The 4,922-nt window shown below is 46.0% G+C and carries 3 protein-coding genes; all 3 read left to right on the forward strand.

All coding sequences use genetic code 11. The annotated features are described in order from the left end of the window. Nucleotides 1–22 precede the first annotated feature (22 nt). Complete coding sequence (locus IH879_19690; protein MCH7677150.1) at nucleotides 23–1,417, forward strand: tetratricopeptide repeat protein; 1,395 nt, start codon at nucleotides 23–25, stop codon at nucleotides 1,415–1,417. Nucleotides 1,418–1,450: 33 nt separating this feature from the next. Then, entirely contained in the window at nucleotides 1,451–3,229 is a 1,779-nt protein-coding gene (locus IH879_19695; GenBank protein ID MCH7677151.1) for a CRTAC1 family protein, read from the forward strand. Nucleotides 3,230–3,357: 128 nt separating this feature from the next. Then, on the forward strand, nucleotides 3,358–4,922 hold a 1,565-nt coding region (locus IH879_19700), incomplete at its 3' end, for a VCBS repeat-containing protein (GenBank protein MCH7677152.1).

The following is a 4,922-nucleotide window of genomic DNA, read 5'->3' on the forward strand; positions in this document are numbered from 1 at the left end:
GCGAGTCTGTCAGGATTGCCACATGCCGCTGGAACCAACGACACTTGGGGATGTAGCAGCAAAAGATGGTTACGTTAAATCCCACCGTTTCCTGGCTGTCAACACGGCCCTCCCTTTTCTGCGCAACGACCAGGAAACTATCAAAAGAATTGAAGATTTCTTGCAGGATGAAAAACTCAGTGTTGATATTTTTGCTTTAAAAACTGAAAAAATGAATGAGCCGATTATGGCAATCAATCACGCCAAACCGATTTTGACTGCCGGTGAAAAAATCACAGTAGATGTTGTGATCCGCAACAAAGGCGTCGGCCACACCTTCCCTGGCGGCACCAACGATTCCAACGAAGGCTGGTTAGAGTTTAGTTTGATAGATGAAGAAGGCCACACGCTCGCCATTAGTGGCAAAATAAACGATGACGGCCATCTCGATCCAATGGCACATGTTTTTAAAGTTCTAATTCTCGATAAACACGGCACCCCCATTCACAAACGAAATGCCCAGGATATTCACGTTACCGTGTTTGCCAATGTAATCGGCCCCGGCACCGCTGACATCGCACATTATGAATTTAGTGTTCCAAAAGAACTGTCCGGAAAAACACTGACCCTGCGTGCTCGCTTGTTGTGGCGCAAGTTTGACCGAAAATATACAGAATTCGCCTTTCATGCCAACCGCGAAGGCTTTAAGCAATTTGATAAAGTTCCCGATTTGCCAATTACCGAAATTGCCTCGGATGAAGTGAGCTTACAGGTTGATAATAAAAGATCGCCAAAGCTTGCTAACGGAACTACAAAAAATCCATCCGAGTGGCTTCGTTACAACGATTACGGCATCGGACTCTTGCTTGAAGGAGATACTCGTGGTGCTGCACTCGCCTTTAAGCAAGTTTTGAAATTGCGACCAGATTTAGTAGAAGGAGCACTTAATCTGGCCAAAACAGCGGTGCGAGACGGCAGCATTGACAAAGCCTATCATTACTTAAAACAATGCGAGGAAATAAAATCCGGGGATGCCCGCGTAGCCTGGGTTTGGGGAGTTGCCCTCCAGGAGGATGGTCAGTACGAAAAGGCAGCTTTGGCTTATAGGCGAGTCCTGGAGCAATTTCCGGAAGATCGAGCCACCTGGCGTAATTTGGGCAGAACTTATTATTTAAATCAACAATACGACAAAGCTCTTGAGGCGCTTGCGGAGCTTCTGAAAATCGATCCCGAGGATAGAGTCGGGCACTATCACAGAATGTTGTGTCTACGAGCGCTGGGTCGAGAAAAAGAAGCCGAAGTAGCCAAAGCAGCCTATGAATATTATCAAATCGATGAATCGGCGCAAGAGATCACCCGTGTGTTTAAACTGAACAATCCCGGTGCGAATTTAATGGCGCAGAAGATTCGGACGCATCAACTTACTATCGAAAACTGATCTTAATTTGCGGTTTGATTTACTGAGAAGGATATGAATATTCAGAATACGACTTATGTTGTTTTAATTGTTTTCACATTTTGCTTTCTTACGTGCAAAAAAGACGATCCCAAATCAGAAGCTAAACCTCCTGAATACACCGAACCGAGGTACACAATAACCGAATCGAATTCAATCCATACTTCTCTGCATTTTACCGACATAACAAAAGAGGCTGGAATCGATTTCATTCATGAGACCGGAGCCTTCGGTAAAAAATGGATGCCGGAAACCATGGGAAGCGGCGGCGGCTTTCTGGATTATGATAATGATGGGCTGCCCGATATTTTCCTGGTCAACAGCTCCAAGTGGCCGGGCCACGAAACGAACAAGAAGCAGCACACGCCGAAGCTTTACCGTAATTTAGGAAATGGAAACTTCGAAGATGTGACGATTGAAGCAGGACTTGAGTTCTCAGTTTATGGAATGGGCTGCGCCTTTGCCGATTACGACAGCGATGGTGACATGGATATTTATTTAACCGCGGTCGGCGACAACAAACTGCTGCGAAATGATAAAGGCAAATTTACGGATGTCACAGTACAGGCAGGTGTCTTTGGTAATAGTAAGAACCCGAATGACCCGCCGGCCTGGTCAACCAGCACTGCCTGGGTCGATGTCGATCGCGACGGTCGCCTCGACCTTTTTGTCTGCAACTATGTCAAATGGACACCTGAAACCGATCTTTTCACCACCTTAGATGGTACAAGCAAATCCTACGCTACACCTGAACAGTACGAAGGTGAAACCTGCCGGCTTTATCGAAATATCAACGGCAATCGCTTTGAAGATATCACAAAAAAGGCGGGAGTTTTTAACCCTGATGGAAAATCACTTGGGGTGGCTATTGCGGATTTCAATAGCGACGGCTGGCCTGATATTGTGGTCACCAACGATACCCACCCTAATTTTTTATATCTGAACCAGGGCAACGGAACTTTTACAGACATCGCTTTACGCGCGGGCATGGCATACGATGAATTCGGCCGAGCCAGAGCAGGCATGGGGCTGGACGTTGCGGACATTAAAAACGATGGCAACCTGTCAATCGCGATTGGCAATTTCTCGCGGGAACCGATTTCGCTCTACACCCAAATCAGCGGGGAGCTCTTTCAAGATTTTGCGGGTTCGGCGCGTCTGACCAAATCCTCTCTCCTTCCTCTAACCTTTGGCATTTTATTTGACGATTTCGATCTCGATGGCTATGTTGATCTGATCACCGGGAATGGACACATTGAACCCGAAATCAATTCAGTACAGCAGGAAATCACTTTCGCCCAACCTCCCCTCCTGTTTCGCAACAACACTCTCGGTCAGTTCATTGATATCAGCAATCAGATTGGCCAAAGTTTTAGCCAGCCGATTGTTGCCCGCGGAATCGCCACTGCGGACATCGATCAGGACGGCGATTTAGATGTGCTGATGACGGTTAATGGCGGCTCGCCAAAACTCTTTAGAAACGACTTACAGAAAGTACACGCAAACTGGCTCAAGCTTACACTGCATGGTAACAGGCCGAATCTAAATGCGGTCGGCGCTGTGGTCACCGTTTGGGCGGGAGAATTAAAGCAGAAAAAAATGGTACGCACCGGTTCATCTTACTTGTCGCAATCCGATTTTAGTACACTCATCTTTGGGCTAGGTGAACATTCTGAAATAGATAGCCTGGAAATTCGTTGGCCCACCACAGGTAAATCGAATCGACTGGGGCCTGCAAAAGCCAGGCAGACTTATATCATTCAAGAAAGTAACCCCGTTCTCGACAGGTTTTAGAACCTCAATAAAAAAATTAAGGGAGGAAGATCATTCCAAAAATAAAAAATGCTTTTATTGTCTTCGTTTGCCTATCCGTAGTATTTAGCTGCGGGGAAAAGAAAGCAGACCAAAAGAAGTCTGTAGACATGATTACGATCAGGACGCTTGGACTCGCCTATTTGGAAGAAAACAAACTCAATGAAGCGGAAACCGAATTCAAAAAGTTGATTGAAATCGCACCAGACGAAGCGAATGGCTATGCCAATCTCGCTTTAGTCTATATGCGACAAGCCGAATACGACAAAGCCGAAGAACAAATCAAGAACGCTATGGAGCACTCGCCCAAGGATCCCGATATCCGTCTCAACCTGGCTGAAATCTATGAATTAACAGGACGAGAAAATGAGGCTGTCGCGACTCTTGAAAGCACTTTGAAAACAGCTCCGGATCATAATCGAACGCTTTATAAACTAGCCCGGCTATATCTAAAATCGACTGAACCAGAGGCTGCCCAAAAGGCTCAGGGTTTTCTCGCTCAAGTGGTAATGTCTTTGCCGGCTAATCTTCCTGCGCGTCTGCAATTAATTGAAATCACTTTAAAAAACGGCGATTCTGATCAAGCGCTTATGAATATGGAAGAAATCAGAAGGCAATTGCCCGAGTTACCTACCGAATCAGCTGACTTTTTCCAAAAGGCAATCGCGCTCATGCAGACTGCAAAGCCAGAAGAAGCGATTGCACCGACTATGATATTTCACAATTTCATGCGAGTGACCCCCCTTTACCAGGCAGGCATTCAGGAACTCAAAGGCCCGGCAGGTCCCTTGATGGGCACGCCGCTTCTGTCCTTTAGTCTGGACATTTCGATTCAAATGCAGGAGCAGGAAGCCATCCTCGATGCCATTCGATTTACCGACGCCACAGAAGGCGCCGGACTCAATGTGGTCAATGAAAGGTTAAAAAACGCTTCCTCCTCCGAAGCCGGCGCTCTTGCGATTGCGGACTTCGATGGAGATCGCGATCAGGATATTTACTTAAGCGCTTGGCTGCCAATTGAAAATCGAAACCTCTCCTATCTTTTTAAAAATGAATTTGGTCAATTTGTGGATACATCTGCGGAAGCCGGGATTCGGCACGAAGGCAAAGATCGAAACGCCATTTTTGCTGATTATGACAACGACGGCTTTTTAGATTTATTTATAATAAATTCAGAAAGCAATCTTTTATATGCAAATGTAGCATCAGGAAAATTCTCTAATATCGCCAAAAGTGCGGGGGTTGCAAACGCGCTCTCCGGGGTATCCGCTCAATTCGCAGATTTTGACCACGACAGCGATCTTGATTTATATTTAGCAAAGGACGGCGCAAATCAATTATTCCGCTACAACGGAGATAACACCTATACGGAGCTCGCCGAAAAAATGGGAATTGACGGAGAAAATTCTCGCAGTCGGGACATCGCCTTTGGTGATTTTGATGAAGACGGCGACCTCGATTTTTTTGTGGTTAATGAAGATGCTAGTAATATTTTATATTCAAATTTAAGGCAGGGGCGTTTCGAAAACATTACGCAACAGGCAGGGATCGCAAACCATCCAGGCTCAGGCGCTGTGGCAGTCGGAGATTACAACAACGATGGATTCTTGGACATTTTCGTAACCGCCCTGGAAAATGGAATTTATCAATTATACCGCAACAAAGGAGATGGTAC

The organism is candidate division KSB1 bacterium, from assembly GCA_022562085.1.
GTDB lineage: Bacteria > Zhuqueibacterota > Zhuqueibacteria > Oceanimicrobiales > Oceanimicrobiaceae > Oceanimicrobium.

Bases quoted from the DNA above. Each gene is read 5' to 3' on its own strand.
- IH879_19690 (MCH7677150.1), top strand. From the start codon at position 23: ATGCCGCTGGAACCAACGACACTTGGGGATGTAGCAGCAAAAGATGGT.
- IH879_19695 (MCH7677151.1), top strand. From the start codon at position 1,451: ATGAATATTCAGAATACGACTTATGTTGTTTTAATTGTTTTCACATTT.